The organism is Sporosarcina sp. OR05 (genome assembly GCF_041414805.1).
Lineage (GTDB): Bacteria > Bacillota > Bacilli > Bacillales_A > Planococcaceae > Sporosarcina > Sporosarcina saromensis.
The window spans coordinates 72185-88593 of the sequence record NZ_JANKJL010000014.1; the positions used below are offsets into that span (position 1 = coordinate 72185).

Annotated in this window: 16 protein-coding genes; 13 read left to right on the plus strand and 3 right to left on the minus strand. The window is 42.2% G+C overall.

Features of this window, described 5'->3' with window-relative positions; all coding sequences use genetic code 11:
- Nucleotides 1–19 precede the first annotated feature (19 nt).
- The 9 genes from mutY to nikC all read left to right on the plus strand — a co-directional run bounded on the left by mutY (nt 20) and on the right by nikC (nt 9771).
- A complete protein-coding gene (gene mutY / locus NRI27_RS15815; protein ID WP_317945758.1) occupies nt 20–1081 on the plus strand; it encodes an A/G-specific adenine glycosylase in 1062 nt (353 codons plus the stop codon).
- A gap of 52 nt (nt 1082–1133) precedes the next feature.
- The gene (locus tag NRI27_RS15820; RefSeq protein ID WP_317945756.1) at nt 1134–1322 is read left to right on the plus strand and encodes a gamma-type small acid-soluble spore protein; all 189 of its coding nucleotides are present in this window, start codon (nt 1134–1136) and stop codon (nt 1320–1322) included.
- 177 nt (nt 1323–1499) lie between these two features.
- Nucleotides 1500–2048, plus strand: a complete 549-nt coding sequence (ntdP, locus tag NRI27_RS15825) for a nucleoside tri-diphosphate phosphatase (protein WP_317945755.1) — start codon at nt 1500–1502, stop codon at nt 2046–2048.
- A 62-nt stretch (nt 2049–2110) separates the two neighbouring features.
- Nucleotides 2111–3856: an ABC transporter ATP-binding protein gene (locus NRI27_RS15830; RefSeq protein ID WP_371391585.1), complete on the plus strand. Its 1746-nt coding sequence runs from the start codon at nt 2111–2113 to the stop codon at nt 3854–3856.
- A 285-nt stretch (nt 3857–4141) separates the two neighbouring features.
- Nucleotides 4142–5164, plus strand: a complete 1023-nt coding sequence (locus tag NRI27_RS15835; RefSeq protein WP_317945751.1) for an ABC transporter ATP-binding protein — start codon at nt 4142–4144, stop codon at nt 5162–5164.
- Nucleotides 5136–6149: an ABC transporter ATP-binding protein gene (locus tag NRI27_RS15840; protein ID WP_371391586.1), complete on the plus strand. Its 1014-nt coding sequence runs from the start codon at nt 5136–5138 to the stop codon at nt 6147–6149. Before NRI27_RS15835 ends, NRI27_RS15840 begins: the two co-directional genes overlap by 29 nt.
- Nucleotides 6146–7738, plus strand: coding sequence for an ABC transporter substrate-binding protein (locus NRI27_RS15845; protein WP_371391587.1), 1593 nt, complete (start codon nt 6146–6148; stop codon nt 7736–7738). Before NRI27_RS15840 ends, NRI27_RS15845 begins: the two co-directional genes overlap by 4 nt.
- A 113-nt stretch (nt 7739–7851) precedes the next feature.
- Nucleotides 7852–8856: an ABC transporter permease gene (locus NRI27_RS15850; RefSeq protein ID WP_317945747.1), complete on the plus strand. Its 1005-nt coding sequence runs from the start codon at nt 7852–7854 to the stop codon at nt 8854–8856.
- An 18-nt stretch (nt 8857–8874) separates the two neighbouring features.
- Nucleotides 8875–9771 (plus strand): nickel transporter permease, encoded by an 897-nt coding sequence (nikC, locus tag NRI27_RS15855; RefSeq protein ID WP_371391588.1) that lies wholly within the window; start codon nt 8875–8877, stop codon nt 9769–9771.
- Nucleotides 9772–9861: 90 nt separating this feature from the next.
- Here nikC and NRI27_RS15860 read toward each other — a convergent pair whose 3' ends face one another.
- Together NRI27_RS15860 and NRI27_RS15865 are read right to left on the minus strand one after the other, a co-directional pair.
- The gene (locus NRI27_RS15860; protein ID WP_317945744.1) at nt 9862–10944 is read right to left on the minus strand and encodes an FUSC family protein; all 1083 of its coding nucleotides are present in this window, start codon (nt 10942–10944) and stop codon (nt 9862–9864) included.
- Nucleotides 10945–11025: 81 nt separating this feature from the next.
- Complete coding sequence (locus tag NRI27_RS15865) at nt 11026–12330, minus strand: glutamate-1-semialdehyde 2,1-aminomutase (RefSeq protein WP_317945742.1); 1305 nt, start codon at nt 12328–12330, stop codon at nt 11026–11028.
- Between the two features lie 125 nt (nt 12331–12455).
- Here NRI27_RS15865 and bcp point away from each other — a divergent pair, with 125 nt between their 5' ends.
- The 3 genes from bcp (at nt 12456) to perR (ending at nt 14448) form a co-directional block, all read left to right on the plus strand.
- The gene (gene bcp / locus NRI27_RS15870; protein WP_371391589.1) at nt 12456–12932 is read left to right on the plus strand and encodes a thioredoxin-dependent thiol peroxidase; all 477 of its coding nucleotides are present in this window, start codon (nt 12456–12458) and stop codon (nt 12930–12932) included.
- 14 nt (nt 12933–12946) lie between these two features.
- A complete protein-coding gene (locus tag NRI27_RS15875) occupies nt 12947–13891 on the plus strand; it encodes a D-2-hydroxyacid dehydrogenase (protein WP_371391590.1) in 945 nt (314 codons plus the stop codon).
- Nucleotides 13892–14004: 113 nt separating this feature from the next.
- A complete protein-coding gene (perR, locus tag NRI27_RS15880; protein WP_317945736.1) occupies nt 14005–14448 on the plus strand; it encodes a peroxide-responsive transcriptional repressor PerR in 444 nt (147 codons plus the stop codon).
- Between the two features lie 39 nt (nt 14449–14487).
- Here the strand turns inward: perR and NRI27_RS15885 are convergent, their stop codons facing one another.
- A complete protein-coding gene (locus NRI27_RS15885) occupies nt 14488–14859 on the minus strand; it encodes a YgzB family protein (protein ID WP_317945734.1) in 372 nt (123 codons plus the stop codon).
- Nucleotides 14860–15044: 185 nt separating this feature from the next.
- On the opposite strand from NRI27_RS15885, the gene NRI27_RS15890 reads away from it, so the two are divergent.
- Complete coding sequence (locus NRI27_RS15890) at nt 15045–15908, plus strand: nucleotidyltransferase-like protein (RefSeq protein ID WP_317945732.1); 864 nt, start codon at nt 15045–15047, stop codon at nt 15906–15908.
- Nucleotides 15909–16409 lie beyond the last annotated feature (501 nt).

Genomic DNA, 16409 nt, shown 5'->3' on the forward strand with positions numbered 1-16409 from the left:
ATGCAGTGCGGAGGTCTTCATGCAATTAATTGAACAAAAAAGAGAATTTCAATCAGCATTGATCCAATGGTATTTGAGGGAAAAGCGCGATTTACCGTGGAGACGAACGACAAATCCTTATTATATTTGGGTGTCCGAAGTGATGTTACAGCAGACCCGTGTCGATACCGTCATTCCGTATTATGAACGTTTCATCAAAAAGTTTCCCACGCTTGCTCATTTGGCGGAAGCGGATGAAGCAGACGTATTGAAAATGTGGGAAGGTCTTGGCTATTATTCGCGTGTAAGGAATTTGCAAGCGGGTGTGAAGGAAGTCGTAACGCAGTACAATAGTCAAATTCCAAAAACCCGTAAAGAAATTTCACAGTTAAAAGGTGTTGGACCATACACGGCTGGTGCTGTGTTAAGTATTGCTTATGGAATACCAGAGCATGCGGTGGATGGAAATGTCATGCGTGTCATGTCGCGTTTACTGCTCATTGATGAAGATATTGCTATCCCGCGGAATAAAAAGATTTTTGAAGAAGTTGTCATGCACCTAATTGATAAAGAAGATCCATCTTCATTTAACCAGGCAGTTATGGAGTTAGGTGCAACGATTTGTACGCCAAATCCGAAATGCCTGCTTTGTCCGGTCCGTGAATTTTGTGGTGCTTTCCATGAGGGACGGCAGCAGGAGCTACCGATAAAATCTAAAAAAGTGAAAATGAAAACCATACCCGTCCTGATGGTGGTCATTCGAAACTTAGATGGCAAATGGTTGTTAAGGCAAAGACCTGCGACAGGTTTGTTGGCGAATATGTGGGAATTTCCGTTGGTTGAAAATTATCCATCCCAAGCAATTGAACAGCTCATGCAGCAACAATACAAAATGCAAGTCGAGCAGCCTACGCCGTTACTGCATTTTAAGCATATCTTTTCCCATTTAACGTGGGACATAACGAGTCATCTCGTTGTCACTGATGATGTTGCACCTGAAGGATTCCAGTTTTTTTCGACAGAAGAAGTCGAAGCACTACCGAAAGCAGTTCCTGTCATTAAAATATGGCAAGCAGTTAACGAAAAAGAAAAAAATTCCTAAGGATAATAAATCGGCCGTTGGACATCATATTGGTTACGGAGGTGAATATCCATTGACAAAGAAAAATCGTAACCAAAACCAAACACAAAACCAAGGTCAGTTTAACCAACAAAACATGCAAGAAGAGTTTGGGATGGAAACAGATGTGAATCATGTAAAGCAACAAAACATGAAAGCAGAGCAAAACAAGCGTAACGCTTCTGGTGCTCGTGCGAACAGTTACGAAGATCAGTCGAAGTAATGGATAATTATCACCGGCCGGCAGCTTAAAACGCTGCCGGTTTTTTGATTGGTTATACATAATTTGGGGTAACATTATGTAAGGATTGACAGGAAGGGCTTTCGTTTTCTATTTGTTTGTTCGGTTGGTATACTATAGAAATAGTAATGGGGTCGAACATAAAGGTGGTTTTCGAAAATGACAATACCTAAAGAAGGGGAAACGATACAAGTACACAGTTATAAGCATGATGGGAACATCCATAGGGTTTGGCAGGAAACGACGGTTTTAAAGGGCACGCGTAATATTGTCATCGGTGCGAATGAACGCACGCTTGTCACCGAAGCAGACGGGCGGACGTGGCTGACGAGAGAGCCTTCCATCTGTTATTTCCATGCTGAACATTGGTTCAACATCATTTGTATGCTGCGGGAAGACGGCGTATATTATTACGTCAATATGAGTTCACCGTTTGTCTATGACCATCATTCATTGAAGTATATCGATTATGATTTGGATGTAAAAGTGTTTCCGGATATGAGTTATTTAATACTGGATGAAGATGAGTATGCTGAGCATAAGCGGAAGATGAATTATCCAGAAGTGATCGATCAGATTTTACGTCGCAACCTCGATAAGTTACTGTTGTGGATTAAACAACGGAAAGGTCCGTTTGCGCCTGACTTCATTGAAGTATGGACATCGCGTTATCAGTTTTATAAACAAGTGAAGAAAAGCAACCAATAACGGCCTGTCTGCATAAACGCAGGGAGGCTTTTATTCATTGGATGAGCTGTAGGAGGATGTACATGGGTGACAGTATGAAAAGGTATATGAAGTTTGTAAAGCCATATAACTGGCTAATCGTGTTAACGGTTTTAATAGGTGTCGTCAAATTTGCAATCCCATTATTCATTCCCTATCTTATAAAAATTGTCATTGACGATATCATTAATGGACCGGGCTTATCGGATGTGGAAAAGACGCGTCAATTATTTTATTGGTTAGGCGGGACGGCGTTATTGTTTTTCATCATTCGACCGCCCGTTGAATATTACCGCCAATATTTTGCGCAATATGTAAGCAATAAAATTCTTTTTGACATTCGTGAAAACTTGTTTCATCATCTGCAAAGGCTTGGCCTACGTTATTATTCCAATACACGAGCGGGTGAAGTCATCTCGCGCGTCATTAATGATGTGGAGCAGACGAAGAACTTTGTTGTGATCGGTTTAATGAATGTTTGGTTAGACGTAGCGACTATTCTGATTGCTATAGCGATTATGCTATCGATGGATGTCCCGCTAACACTTGTGACGTTGCTGGCGTTTCCGTTTTACGCGTATAGTGTGAAGCATTTCTTTGGGAAATTACGCGATTTGACGAGAAAACGATCGCAAGCTCTTGCGAATGTGCAGAGTTACCTACACGAGCGAATTTCTGGCATTAGCGTCATAAAAAGCTTCGCATTGGAAGACAGAGAACAACGGCGATTTGACGAAACGAATGGTGAATTCCTGGACAAGGCAATAGACCATACACGTTGGAATGCGAAAGCGTTTGCCGTCGTGAATACAATTACAGATGTCGCGCCTTTACTTGTCATCGCCTATGCAGGGTATCAAGTAATTAATGGTGATTTGTCTGTTGGGGTAATGGTTGCGTTCATTGCTTATATTGATCGACTCTATAATCCGCTCCGACGATTGGTGAATGCGTCTACCACACTTACACAGTCTTTTGCGTCGATGGATCGGGTATTTGAATTGATGGAAGAACCGTATGATATTCGAGATAAAACAGGGGCAAATAAATTGCCGGAGATCAGTGGAGAAATTTCGTTTGATAATGTGAGCTTTACGTATGAAGAAAAAGATGAGCATGTGTTGAAAAACGTTTCATTTAATGTCAAGCCAGGAGAAACGGTTGCGCTTGTCGGGATGAGTGGTGGTGGCAAGTCAACGATCGTCAGCCTCATTCCCCGTTTTTACGATGTCACATCAGGCGCAATCCGAATTGACGGGCATGATGTTCGCGATGTGCAACTGAAAACGTTGCGCGATCAGATTGGGCTAGTGCTACAAGATAGCATCTTATTTAGTGATTCCGTTAAAAGCAATATACGAATGGGCAATCCTGATGCGACGGAAGAAGACGTGATTGCTGCAGCTAAAGCGGCGAACGCGCATGACTTTATCGAATCATTGCCGGACGGGTATGAGACAAAAGTTGGCGAACGAGGTGTGAAATTATCGGGAGGTCAAAAACAACGTATCGCCATTGCACGCGTATTTTTAAAAAATCCACCTTTGCTCATTTTGGATGAAGCGACTTCTGCATTGGATTTAGAAAGTGAAGCACTCATTCAAGATTCACTTGAACGACTTGCCAGTGATCGGACGACATTCATCGTTGCCCATCGTTTGTCAACCATTACCCATGCCGATAAAATTCTCGTCATTGATCATGGTACGTTAAAGGAAATGGGCACACATCAATCGTTAATGGAGAAGAAAGGCATTTACTACGATTTGTATCAGGTGCAAGGGATTTGAAGATATAGTGAGCGGCATGTGCTGATCGCTGCCGTTCATGAGAAATAGTAGAACCGTATGAAACCGCGAGTATTTGGTTTTATACGGTTTTTTATTGATGGAAAGGGATTTGTAAACGGTGGTTGTAAAAGAATGAGAAATCAACACACGTACTCGGTGGGATGTATATGCCCCACTGTTTTTGATCGTAGCTGGAAATCTAGTATTGAATTTTATTGAATTGAAAGTATAATAGGTATAATCAGATGTTTCCGTTAAATATGCCATAGGAAAAGGTGATGCTTAATGAGTGGACCGAATCGTGTGTTAGAGGTGAACGATTTACAAACGACATTTTTTACAGATTCAGGAGAGATTCCAGCAGTGGATCACATCCATTTTCATCTGCAAGACGGAGAGATTTTAGGAATTGTAGGCGAGTCGGGATGTGGAAAAAGTGTCACGTCATTATCTGTCATGGGGCTCGTTCCCTCGCCTCCTGGAAAAATTGTCGGTGGCGAAGTTTTGTATAAAAATCGCGATTTGACCCTTTTGTCTGAGAAAGAGATGCGACAAATACGAGGCAATGAGATTGCGATGATTTTTCAAGAACCGATGACATCTTTAAATCCACTGTTTACAATCGGTAACCAAATGATTGAAGCCATTCGGATACATGAAAAGAGCTGGTCCAAAAAGCAAACCAAAGCGCGGGCAATTGAAATGCTGAAACTAGTCGGTTTACCAAGAGCGGAAGAGTTATTAAGTGATTATCCCCATCAATTATCAGGTGGCATGCGACAACGCGTTATGATTGCAATGGCATTGGTGTGCGATCCGAAAATACTTATTGCGGATGAACCGACTACTGCGCTTGATGTAACAATCCAAGCGCAAATCTTAAAACTAATGAAGTCTTTGAATGAACGACTCGGGACTGCCATCTTGTTAATCACACATGACTTAGGCGTTGTAGCAGATGTATGTGAGCGGGTTATCGTCATGTATGCAGGGCAAGTCATTGAAGAAGCACCGACGAAACAACTGTTTGAAGATCCTCAACATCCATATACAAAAGGGCTTATCCAGTCTGTGCCGGATATGCGGTTTAAAAAAGAACGACTCTATTCGATTCCAGGGAATGTCCCTAAACCAGGTTCGATAACGAAAGGATGCCGGTTTGCAGCTCGATGTGCGTTTGCATTCGAACGTTGTCAAGTAGAGGATCCTGAACTGATCCAAACTTCCGAACAGCATCAAACACGTTGTTTTTTATATGCAACAGAGGGGGTGGAGCGAGTTGGAGACAACGCCTTTGTTGAACGTTAAAAACTTAAAGAAACACTTTCCTGTTAAGAAAGGGATGTTTGGCAAGACAGTTGGTTATGTGAAAGCGGTCGATGATATCACATTTCATGTAAATGAAGGGGAAACACTTGGAATTGTTGGGGAGAGTGGCTGTGGAAAATCGACAACTGGCCGTGTACTCATGCGGCTATTGGAACCAACGAGTGGCGTAATAGAATTTAACGGGAAGACACTTACATCGCTAAGTGACGAAGAGATGAGAAAAGTACGTCGGGATATTCAGATGGTGTTTCAAGATCCGTATGCCTCGTTGAATCCACGGCATACAATTGGAAAGATCTTAGAGGAACCGTTACTTGTTCATACTGATTTGGATACGAAGGAAAGAAAGCAGAAGGTCCATCGTTTTTTGGAAATCGTCGGTTTGCATCCATTTCATGCAAAACGTTATCCTCATCAATTTAGTGGAGGACAGCGACAGCGTATTGGGATTGCACGGGCTCTTATGACGAATCCAAAGTTAATTATTGCAGATGAGCCCGTATCCGCCTTAGATGTGTCGATTCAAGCGCAAGTACTGAATCTCATGCAAGATCTTCAAAAAGAATTTAACCTTACGTACATCTTCATTGCACATGATTTAGGTGTCGTCCGTCATATTAGTGATCGTGTAGGTGTTATGTATTTAGGGAGAATCGTGGAACTCGCGACGAGTGAAAGTCTGTATGAAAAACCGCTGCACCCCTATACTCAAGCGTTATTATCAGCTGTGCCGATACCTGATCCGAACTATTCAAAAGAACAACTCATCATAGAAGGAGATATCCCGAATCCGGCGGAACCACCAACTGGATGTGCATTCCACACACGTTGTCCATATAAGATGGAGATTTGCACAAAGGTAGCTCCACAGCTCCAAGAACAACTCGATGGTCATTCTGTCGCTTGCCATCTTTATGAGCAGCAAGTCGACAATGATATAAAACAATTGGAGGGGTCTCTATGAGGAAAACGAGAATGTGGTCTGTTGCGTTCGTATTATTACTAGTACTGTCTACTGTACTTGTTGCTTGTAACGAAGGCGGATCGCAAAGTAGCGGAAGTCAAGAGGATACATTAGTGTTTGGCCGTGGTGGGGATTCAACTTCCCTGGATCCGTCGCGTGTAACTGAAGGAGAAACCTTTAAGGTGACGGTCAATATTTTTGAAACGTTATTGAACTTTGGAGAAGACGATACAACAATCCAGCCAGGTTTGGCGAAAGAATGGAAGACAGATGATGGATTGACGTATACATTCACATTGGAAGAAGGCGTGAAATTTCATGACGGCACAGATTTCAATGCAGATGCCGTTGTGAAAAACTTTGAACGATGGGCGAATGGAGATGCGGATAAATTCCCATATTATAATTCCATGTTTGGTGGTTTTAAAGGGGATGAAGGTCATGTCATCGAGTCGGTGACGGCCGATGGAGATTATAAGGTCGTCATCACGTTGAAGAGACCGCAAGCACCATTTTTGAAAAACATTGCAATGAGTATGTTTGCCATTGCAAGTCCAGATGCGTTTGAAAAGGGTGACGATCAATTCGAAAGAAATCCAGTTGGAACAGGGCCATTTAAATTTGTTGAGTGGAGACCGAACGAAACGATTACAATTGAGAAATTTGATGAGTATTGGCAAGAAGGTTTACCGAAGTTAAATAAAGTCATTTTCAAATCAATTCCTGATAACTCGACACGTCTTAATGCATTAATGACAGGTGAAATTGATATTGCGGACGGCATTAACCCGGCAGATGGTGAGAAGATTGAACAAAATGAAGAACTGCAATTGATTGAAAGACCGTCCATGAATGTCGGTTATCTAGGGTTAACAGTTACGCGACCACCGTTTGATAAGAAGGAAGTACGCCAAGCGATGAACTATGCAATTGATAAAGAAACAATTATTAATTCATTCTTCGAGGGGCGTGCAAACATCGCGAAAAATCCGATGCCACCTTCTATTTCGGGTTATAACGAAGACATAGAACCATACGAATACAATCCAGAAAAGGCGAAAGAGTTACTTGCGCAAGCAGGTTATCCTGACGGGTTTGAAATGGAACTTTGGGCAATGCCAGTTCCACGCCCGTATATGCCAGATGGCGCTAAAGTGGCTGAAGTCATTCAAAGTAACTTGGCGGATATTGGCGTGAAAGCAAAAATTGTTTCTTACGAATGGCCAACGTATCTTGATAAGGCGAGTAAAGGAGAAGCGGATGCTTTCATGCTAGGTTGGACTGGGGATAACGGAGATGCTGATAACTTCCTCTATGTCCTTCTTGATGAAGACAATATCGGCAGCAATAACTACACGTACTTTAAAAATACGGATATGCATGATTTGCTCATTGAAGCACAAACAGAAGTGGATGAAAACAAGCGGATTGAACTTTATAAGAGTGCACAAGAAATTATCCATGAAGAAGCACCATGGGTTCCAATTGCTCACTCTACACCTTTGCTAGCAGCAGCTAAAGGATTGAAAGGGTTCAAACCACACCCGACAGGATCAGACATCTTATCAAAGGTAGAGCTGACGAAGTAAGGTTTTATAAAAGTACAAGGGGAGGTCATTGATTTCCCCTTGTTTTAGATAATTCCTATTGGCAAGAAACACGAGCAGGCATCGAATGAACGAGACTCTGTGAGGTGAAAAGCATGCTGAGTTACATAGGAAGAAGGTTGTTGCAACTCATACCCGTATTGCTTGGTATGGTATTTATCGTATTTATGATGATCCGTGCAATTCCTGGAAATCCTGCACAAGTAATATTAGGCCAACAAGCGACACCTGAGGCGGTTGCGGCTATGAATGCAAAACTAGGATTGGACCAGCCTTGGTATATTCAATTCTTCAAATATCTGGGTGGTATTTTGCAGGGGGATCTAGGCGAGTCGATGCGAACGCGTTTGCCCGTAGCCGATGAAATATGGCCACATCTTGCGGCAACGATTGAACTCGCTTTTTTTGCAATGCTTATTGCTATTATTGTTGGGATTAATGCTGGAGTCATTTCAGCTTGGTTCCAAAATTCTTGGTTCGATTACATTGCAATGGTGTTAGCGCTTGTCGGTGTTTCCATGCCAATTTTTTGGCTTGGGTTACTTGGTCAATGGGCGTTTGCAATTGAGTTTAGTTGGCTTCCGACGACCGGTCGCGAACAAGTTCGCGATCCAGTCAATGCAATCACTCATCTGTATATTGTGGATACAATTATTCAAGGACGGTTCGACCAGTTGTTACAAGTCCTTCGTCACCTCATCTTACCAGGGATGGCGTTAGCGACAATCCCGATGGCAATCATTGCGAGAATGACACGTTCAAGCATGTTGGAAGTGATGCGTTCCGATTATATTCGAACGGCAAGAGCGAAAGGGCAGAAAATGTTTTGGGTTGTTTACAAACATGCGTTTAAAAATGCATTGATCCCTGTGTTGACAATTATCGGATTGCAAACAGGGTTGTTACTCGGTGGAGCGATTTTGACGGAAACAATTTTTGCATGGCCTGGTATCGGTCGTTATATTTACGATGCAATCAATTTTAGGGACTATCCTGTCATACAATCTGGCATATTAGTAGTCGCTTTCATTTTTGTCATGATTAATCTAATCGTCGATCTCCTTTATAGTTTGATTGATTCGAGGATTAAATATGATTAAAGAAAGGGGACGGTAAACATGTCAGAGTTTATGCCTAAAGTAGATGGGATTGCAGATGCTGAATTAGAAAAAACAGTAGGACCTTGGGGAGAAGCATGGCGTAACTTCAGAAAAAGTAAAACGGCAGTTATTGGAATGGTCATTATACTCTTTTTTATAGCTTTAGCTCTATTCGGGCCGATTTTTGCCAAAGAAGGTATCAATGAGCAAATGGCAGCTGACCGTCTACAACCCCCTTCAGCAGAATATTGGCTCGGCACAGACGATTTTGGAAGAGATATTTTATCGCGTATTATCCATGGAGCGCGAATTTCAATGTCAGTAGGCTTTTTATCGGTCATTCTATCGGTCATTGTCGGTAGTTTTTTAGGAATCATTGCGGGTTATTACGGTCGGTGGATTGATACGATTATTTCGAGGATATTTGATATTATGCTTGCATTTCCATCCATCCTTCTTGCCATTGCCATCGTTTCGGTATTAGGACCTGGTTTGGAAAATGCCTTGATTGCTATTGCGATTATTAATATACCGAACTTTGGACGGTTGATTCGCTCGAAAGTATTAAGTATTAAGGAAGATGAATACATTATGGCCGCCAAAGGGATAGGTATGAAGGATGCAAGAATCCTGTTTTCGCATATCCTTCCGAACTCGATGGCCCCTGTCATTGTACAAGGGACACTTGCGGTTGCAACAGCTATTTTGGAAGCGGCAGCATTAGGGTTTTTAGGGTTGGGTGCACAAGCCCCTCAACCTGAATGGGGAAAAATGTTGGCAGATTCCAAATCCTATTTGCAATCCGCCCCATGGACAATGATCTTCCCTGGACTTTCAATTATGCTGACCGTTTTAGGCTTCAACCTGATGGGGGATGGTTTGCGAGATGCATTGGATCCCAAAATGAAAAATTAAGTCATTGGACAGCAAATATATAAGAAAAACCGCGTGAAGCCCATACTCATTGGACTTCACGCGGTTTTTCAATTGAATGTGTTCGACTCATTAATAAATCTCATCCTGCAATTCCGTACTCACTTCGTGTCCATGACGACGTTGGCTTGAAATAATGAGCCGGTCTAAATGCTCCAGCTGCTCTTCGTAGTTTAATATGGAAGAAAGGACATGGAGCAAGTGATAGGCGGAAAATTCCTCTTCCTCTTTCGTAATCGCGATTTCCTTTGCGAAAATGTCCATTACTTCTTGTCGTTGAATGAATTCTCCACTCATCTTGTCAATCATTTTATCCGACTTCAGTTTTCCAACGAACTTCAGATGGATTTGCTCGTGATAAGTAAGTAAGGCATCGAGGCGTTCTTGTATCATCATCCTGAAATGCTCTGGTAAACTGCTCAGTTCATTCTCGAATTTATGGAGTCGTGATAGCACTTCGTGACTGCTTTTGGAAGTTGCAATCATTTGTCTGTAAATGACCAGTTTCCTTGCTTTTGCCACCGTGTTTTTCTTAAAGTAACTACGCTCTTCTTTGAATAATGAGTACAACAGGTCGACTTGTGTCAAACGCTCACTCAATTTATCTAAAGATTTCTTTGTGGCAATATGTTCAGATGCCTGTCTGCCAGCTAACCGAATCCACCTGATGATTTCATCTTGTGCTTGGTGGATGGCCTGAAACAATTTTGTTTCATATTTAGGTGGCACAAATAGCAAGTTGACGATGAAGGCTGAAAGGACACCTATCACAATGGTTACTAACCGAAGCAGGGCGAAGGAGAGGAATTCATCTCCTTTAATTTCCATAATGGCAATCATAGTTACAAGTGCCAGAGAAATCGACTTTTCTAACCCTAACTTCAACATTATCAAAATGATAATAACAGCTGCTAGACCGACAGTTACAATTTGATGGCCGAACACTAACACGAATGTGACAGCTGTGATGGCACCGATCAGATTCCCTTGAATTTGTTCAATAATTGTTAAATACGAACGATATAAGGTTGGTTGGATTGCAAAGATGGCGGCAATGCCAGCAAACACGGCATTTGGTAACTGCAGCATTTCTGCTACAAACAATGCGACAACAATCGCTATACCCGTTTTAAAGATGCGGGCACCAAGTTTCATAGGATTTTCCTTTCCACAAACGGTTTTTCAATATACACAAACATGCTTTTTCCGCTACTGTACCGTATCTCGGCGAGCTGGTCAACTGTTCAAGAGCTGTGCAAGTTCTTGAAATGAACGGTCGACTGCCTCTAATGTATGAATGACGTCTTCCTCTTTATGCGCAATTGTTAAGAACCACGCTTCGTATTTGGAAGGGGCAAGGTTTATGCCTTTCTCTAACATCAACTTGAAGAACTTCCCGAAAATCTCTCCATCGCTCTCCTCGGCTTGCTCATAGTTCTCAACTTTGCAGTCCGTGAAGTAGAGTGTAAGGGCTCCGCCAAGTCGATTGACAGTCATCGTAATGCCGTTTTTCTTCGCAGATTCTAAAATGCCTTCTTCTAGCATGGCGCCAAGACGGTCCATCTCTTCATAGATACCCGGTTGTTGCAACACTTCTAAACAAGCGATTCCAGAAAGCATCGATGCAGGATTTCCTGCCATTGTTCCAGCTTGGTATGCGGGTCCTAACGGCGCGACAGTTTCCATAATTTCTTTTCTGCCACCGTAAGCGCCAATTGGAAGTCCACCGCCGATGATTTTTCCAAATGCTGTTAAGTCAGGTGTTGTTCCGAGAAGCGTTTGAGCTGCTCCATAATGGAAACGGAATGCCGTGATGACTTCATCGTAAATGATAAGTGCGCCCTTCTCTTTCGCAAGGTCATGCACAAGTGGTAAAAAGCCTTCGTTCGGTTCAACGATTCCAAAGTTCCCCACAATCGGTTCGACTAATATACAAGCTAATTCGTCACCCCATTTGTCCATCGCTTCTTTATAGGCTGCTGGATCATTGAATGGGATCGTAATCACTTCTTGCGCAATGGATGCAGGAACGCCTGCAGAATCAGGTGTCCCTAACGTAGCAGGGCCTGAACCGGCTGCGACAAGCACTAAATCGGAATGTCCGTGGTAACAACCTGCAAATTTCATGATTTTCGTTCTTCCTGTATAAGCTCGAGCTACGCGGATTGTCGTCATGACTGCTTCTGTTCCTGAATTAACGAAACGGACTTTATCCATGGAAGGGATTGCTTCTTTCAACATCTTCGCAAACTTCACTTCATGCGCAGTAGGTGTACCATACAAAACACCTGTAGTTGCCGCTTTTGTAATTGCTTCTGCAATATGGGGATGTGCATGCCCCGTAATGATGGGGCCATATGCACCGAGGTAGTCGATATATTTATTCCCATCGACATCCCAAAAATAAGCACCTTCTGCACGTTCCATTACAGTTGGCGCACCGCCACCGACGGCTTTATATCCACGTGAAGGGCTATTGACGCCTCCTACGATATGTTCACATGCTTCTTTGTAGATTTCTTCTGACTTTGTTCTAATCATTTTAATTCCTCCGTTCAAATGAGTACCGTATCTATTCTAAACAAAAAAGTGCTCGTACGCCAAAGAAATTGAAACTCCCACCGTAGTTCGGTACGATGAAAGAAACGATTGTGGGAGGAATCTGCATGGAGAAACTAGAAGGATTACACGCACCTCAATTTTCATTGCCAAATGAAAAAGGGGAAACCGTTTCATTAAACGATTACCAAGGGAAGAAATACGTCATTCTTTATTTCTATCCGAAAGATGCAACGCCGGGTTGTACGACACAAGCTTGTGATTTTAGAGATGCTTTTCAAAACTTTACCGAATTAAATGCGGTCATTTTAGGTGTCAGTCCAGACAATGAGAAGTCCCATCAACGGTTCATTGAAAAACAAGGCTTGCCATTCTCGCTACTCGTCGATGAAGACCATGAAGTAGCTGAAGCCTATGGTGTTTGGAAGATGAAGAAAATGTTTGGCAAGGAGTACATGGGAATTGAGCGATCAACATTCTTAATTGATCCTACAGGGACGGTTGTGAAAGAATGGCGTAAAGTGAAAGTGGATGGGCATATTCAAGATGCTTTGGCGACGTTGGAACAATTGACAAAAGGGTAATGGGGGAATGGCATATGAACGTTTTATTCACATTTAAGATTAAGGATCATCAATTAGAAGCTTTGACAAATGATTTTCCTGACATACAATTTTCCTTTACGAAAGATTTGGCGAATGAACCGATTGCCCAGTATGAAGTCATTGTTACATATGGAGAGGACATTACATCTGAAGTGCTTGACAGCGCAACAGCACTTAAATGGCTAATGGTTGCATCGGCAGGTGTGGAAAAAATGCCGCTTGCTGAAATTGCTGAGCGCGGAATCGTGATGAGTAACGTTCGTGGGATTCATAAAACACCGATGGCGGAATCCGTATTAGCGCACATATTATCAGAAGGTCGTGCATTGCCCGTGCTACATGCACAACAAAAACGGAAAGAGTGGAACATGAAAGTCCGACAAACGGAATTGCTTGGTTCTACCGCACTGATTTTAGGACCAGGAGCAATCGGTTCTGAAATCGGAAGGTTGTTGCAAGCGTTCGGCGTAGTAACAATCGGTTGTAACCGGTCGGGGGCAAGTGCTGATTTCATGGATAAGACGGTTCAATTCAATGAGCTGTTGAACGTCCTTCCGCATGCAGACTTTGTAATTTCAGTCTTGCCAAGCACGAGCGAAACAAGAGGTTTATTGAATGAAAGTCATTTCTCTGCAATGAAAAACACGGCAATGTTCATGAACTTCGGTCGTGGAGATCTTGTTAAAGAGTCCGTACTAGTAGATGCATTGCGGAATGGTGAAATTCGCCACGCAGTGTTGGATGTATTTGAACAAGAACCGTTGCCGGCAGAAAGTAAGCTGTGGGAATTAGACAATGTCACGATTTCACCACACGTATCCAGTCACTCTGGTAAATATGTAGAGCGGGCATTGGAGTTCTTCACACGGAACTTAGTAAAATGGCAACAAGGAGATAGGGATTTACTCAACATCATTGAACCAAAAAGAGGCTACTAGTACGAGAGAGTGCGGCTGCTCCTCAGCTTCTTGATTGACAACTACGCCACTTCTTCAGTAAACTAATTATAATGATTATAAAGAAGTAATCCTTATGGAATGGAGTGTTGGCGATGTCTGAGGTCTATCTTAAAGACGCGCTTGTCACATTAAAGGAAAGCGGAGTACGTATTACACCGCAAAGACATGCAATTTTAGAGTACCTGATTTCTTCTGAAATGCATCCAACCGCTGATGAAATATATAGAGCACTCGAGAATGATTTTCCGAACATGAGTGTTGCCACTGTCTACAATAATTTACGTGTTTTCCGCAATGCGGGATTAGTAAAAGAGCTCACATACGGAGATGCCTCAAGCCGATTCGATTTTGTCACCCACGATCACTACCATATCATTTGTGATGGATGCGGCAAAATCGTTGACTTTCATCACCCGGGGCTTGAAGAAGTGGAACATTTGGCTTCTCATGTGACAGGATTCCAAGTCAACTCGCATCGACTCGAAGTATATGGAACGTGTCCTGAATGTGCATCAAGTGCTATGGAAGTAAAATAAGAAAACCGGTTCCGCATTTAATCGGGAACCGGTTTTTTCTTATTTCTTATCCGTTTGCTCGTTTTGACGATTAGGTCGGTTGTATGATTCATCAAACTCTTTACCTTCTAAAGATGGATCTAGTGTAAGCGGCTCTCTACAATGACCGCACATATCGACTCTGCCTAGCATCTTTGTCGCTTTCCCGCAATTTGGGCATACGATTTGAACGGCTTTTGTCGATAAAGTACCAATCCATGCATATACGACGGTGCTCCCTAAAATAGCAAGTAGTCCAAGAACCATAAAAATCAGCATAATGATTTCGTTGCTTCGGAAGAATATGCCGAGATACATAATGACAACGCCGATGAAAATAAGGGATAGCGCAAAAGAACGGATGCGGTTAATTTTATTTTTATAAGGTTTCACGAATAATCCTCCTTCGTAAATAGTGATGGTCGTAGGTACGATTGCCTTCCACAGTGCGAAAAGGACCGTGTATAGGCTCCTCAACTAATATAGCATAAAAAAACAAGTCACATCCTATTTTTGAAATATACCTAGAAGGATTTTCATGAAAGACCGTCGAAAAGAATACTATGGAGGTGTTTACTATGGAACAAGTGCTTAGACCGATCTATCAGGAACGTGCAAGTTCTCCTGAAACGCTTGGCGTTATTCTCGTAGAAAAGAGAGGCGCGGGCGATCCGATTACTGATACGTTCGATGAAATTATGTTAATCATTACATCTAATGAAGAAACACCTATATATACGAAGCATTATACAGATGGTACAGGAAAAGCTGCGATGCACGTCATCAGTGAAAAGCAGTTGAGAAGATGGTTGCTTTTAGGGACAAGAAGAAAAGTCGTAGATTGGTTGTTTTACGGAAAGATTTTCTTTGATCGCAATGAATTTGTAGAAGGTCTCAAAAAAGAGTTGAAAGAGTATCCTTTCTATGGCCGTAAAATTAAAATGGGACTTGAACTTTCTCGTTTAGTGCGTGTCTATATGGAAGGAAAGATGTTTTTTGAGCAACAAAATTACATGGATGCTTATCAACATGCCATTCAATCATTGCATCACCTTGCGCGGTTAACGGTTATTGAGAAAGGTTTTTCTCCAGAGGTGACTGTCTGGTCCCAAGTGAAGCGAATTGATCCTGCGATTTATAAATTATATGAAGAGTTGATCATGAGCGACGAACCGATTCAAAAAAGACTGGAACTATTATTCCTAGCAAGTGAGTTCTTCATCCATAACCGAACGTTGGATGGTGCTAGGCATATTATGGACGTCATGTCTGAAATGGATAGATGGACCATTCAGCAGCTACACGAACATGAGGAACTACAAATGTATTCCACTAATCTCGAAGTGCTAATTGAGTTTCTAATTGATAAGGGATTTATTCAAATCGTGCAAAGTGATTCTAAAAACGAGTATGTGTTTCACCGAGAATATACGGTGAAGTAGTGATTGTATAGGGGGTTAGGCGATTTATTCGCCTTTTTTTATTTTTGGTGTTGACTTCTAAATGAACTCCATGCTACTATAATAAACGTCGCTTGGGAAGTTACTTACTTAGCAAGTGGGCGAAAAAGTTTTTTAGAAAAGTTGTTGACATCGAATGATGCGACATGCTATTATATAAAAGTTGCTTCTGAACGAAGTGACCAAACATGAACCTTGAAAACTGAACAGCAAAACGTCAACAAATAAAGTTCTGAAGCCGACTTGTCGGTGGACGAACAACTCGAATCTTCGGATTCAAAATTGACATCTTAAATGATGCCAGCAAGAAACTAGAGCTTATTCAAGTTTCTCTTGTGTTTTCTATTATAGAAGACATTTTGGCGGTCGAGACGTAGTGCAGTGCTAGGAAGCGAAGGAGAGAAGGAAGGAGCGTACTTTAGTACGTGACTGACGGATCGACTGAAGCTGACAACGCAATGCGCTGCGTATCGACTAGCCAAA

Coding starts and splice junctions, on each gene's coding strand:
- NRI27_RS15850 (WP_317945747.1), top strand. CDS start 7,852: ATGCTGAGTTACATAGGAAGAAGGTTGTTGCAACTCATACCCGTATTG.
- NRI27_RS15875 (WP_371391590.1), top strand. CDS start 12,947: ATGAACGTTTTATTCACATTTAAGATTAAGGATCATCAATTAGAAGCT.
- bcp (WP_371391589.1), top strand. CDS start 12,456: ATGGAGAAACTAGAAGGATTACACGCACCTCAATTTTCATTGCCAAAT.
- NRI27_RS15860 (WP_317945744.1), bottom strand. CDS start 10,944: ATGAAACTTGGTGCCCGCATCTTTAAAACGGGTATAGCGATTGTTGTC.
- NRI27_RS15890 (WP_317945732.1), top strand. CDS start 15,045: ATGGAACAAGTGCTTAGACCGATCTATCAGGAACGTGCAAGTTCTCCT.
- NRI27_RS15845 (WP_371391587.1), top strand. CDS start 6,146: ATGAGGAAAACGAGAATGTGGTCTGTTGCGTTCGTATTATTACTAGTA.
- ntdP (WP_317945755.1), top strand. CDS start 1,500: ATGACAATACCTAAAGAAGGGGAAACGATACAAGTACACAGTTATAAG.
- nikC (WP_371391588.1), top strand. CDS start 8,875: ATGTCAGAGTTTATGCCTAAAGTAGATGGGATTGCAGATGCTGAATTA.
- perR (WP_317945736.1), top strand. CDS start 14,005: ATGTCTGAGGTCTATCTTAAAGACGCGCTTGTCACATTAAAGGAAAGC.
- NRI27_RS15830 (WP_371391585.1), top strand. CDS start 2,111: ATGGGTGACAGTATGAAAAGGTATATGAAGTTTGTAAAGCCATATAAC.
- NRI27_RS15865 (WP_317945742.1), bottom strand. CDS start 12,330: ATGATTAGAACAAAGTCAGAAGAAATCTACAAAGAAGCATGTGAACAT.
- mutY (WP_317945758.1), top strand. CDS start 20: ATGCAATTAATTGAACAAAAAAGAGAATTTCAATCAGCATTGATCCAA.
- NRI27_RS15835 (WP_317945751.1), top strand. CDS start 4,142: ATGAGTGGACCGAATCGTGTGTTAGAGGTGAACGATTTACAAACGACA.